A 1129-nucleotide genomic window follows, 5' to 3' on the forward strand; every position below is an offset into this window, starting at 1 on the left:
CCCGCGCGGCGGTCGCCAGTTCGCTGACGGCCTCGGCGTGCCGGCCGGCGGCGACGAGGGCCCCGGCCAGCAGGTATCCGTGCAAGGCCGCGCCGCGCCAGTTCCGAAGGTCGACGTTGACGTCCCGCGAGCGGCGGAAGGCGGCGACAGCGGCCTCGTGATCGCCCTGCCGCTGCCGGACGATTCCGACCGCCTCGACGATCCCGGCGTTGACGCGCCGGCGCATCCCCTCCGCGTCCTCGTCCCCTACGTCCACCGCCGTGATCGCCTCGCCGAGGCGGGTGAGGGCGGGCAGTTCGGCGGCGGCCTCGTCCAGCTTGCCGCCGCGCAGCAGCGCCCGGACGAGCAGCGTGTGCATGCGGGCCTCCGCCACATCGTCGTCCAGGTGCCGGGCCGAGGCGAGGCCGAGGCGGGCGACCTCCAGTTCGTCGGCGGGATGCGCGTGGGAGTCGTACAGCGCCCAGAGGGACTCGGCGAAACGCCAGACCAGCTCGTCCCACCGTTCGGCAGCGGCCATCCGGACGACGGCGAGGATGTTCGCGTTCTCGGTCTCGAGCCACGCGAGCGCCCCGTCCCGCTTCTCGGCCGGCTCGGGCGGCGCGGAGACCCGCAGGCGGCGGCCGAGGACGGCCCAGTCCGCCGCCTGCACCTCTCGCAGGTACCACGTGGCGAAGCGGCGGCGCAGGTCGCGGGACTCGTCCGCGACCGACTGGGCATGCAGGCGGACGAGGTCATGGAACCGGTACCGGGCCTCGTCGACCTCCTCCAGCAGGCTCGACTCCAGCAGCGCGTCGAGCGCGTCGTCCCCGCCTGGCCCGTCCGCGCCCGCCTCATCCTCCGCGCCAGCCTCACCGTCCGTGATGAGCTCGCAGAGCTCGGCGGAGAAGTCCGGACCGGGAAACGCGCCGAGGGCGCGGTAGAGGGCGGCGGCCCCGGGCGGCAGGTCGGCGTAGGCGGCGTCGAACACGGCTTCCACCACTGGTCTCCCCTCCGCGGTCAGCCTGGCGAGCCGCCGCTCCTCGTCGGCCAGTTCCGCCGAGAGCCTGCCGATGGCCTGCCTGCGCCGGGTGACCAGACGGGCGCCGCAGACGCGCAGCGCGATCGGCAGGCCGCCGCAGAGCCGGGCGAG

1 pseudogene is annotated in these 1129 nt (G+C 75.3%); it reads right to left on the reverse strand.

Annotated elements, in window-relative coordinates:
* A pseudogene (locus tag AB0J52_RS41735) lies at window positions 1-1129 on the reverse strand (hypothetical protein); the annotation flags it as partial.

It is taken from the genome of Spirillospora sp. NPDC049652, assembly GCF_040675125.1.
Lineage (GTDB): Bacteria > Actinomycetota > Actinomycetes > Streptosporangiales > Streptosporangiaceae > Spirillospora.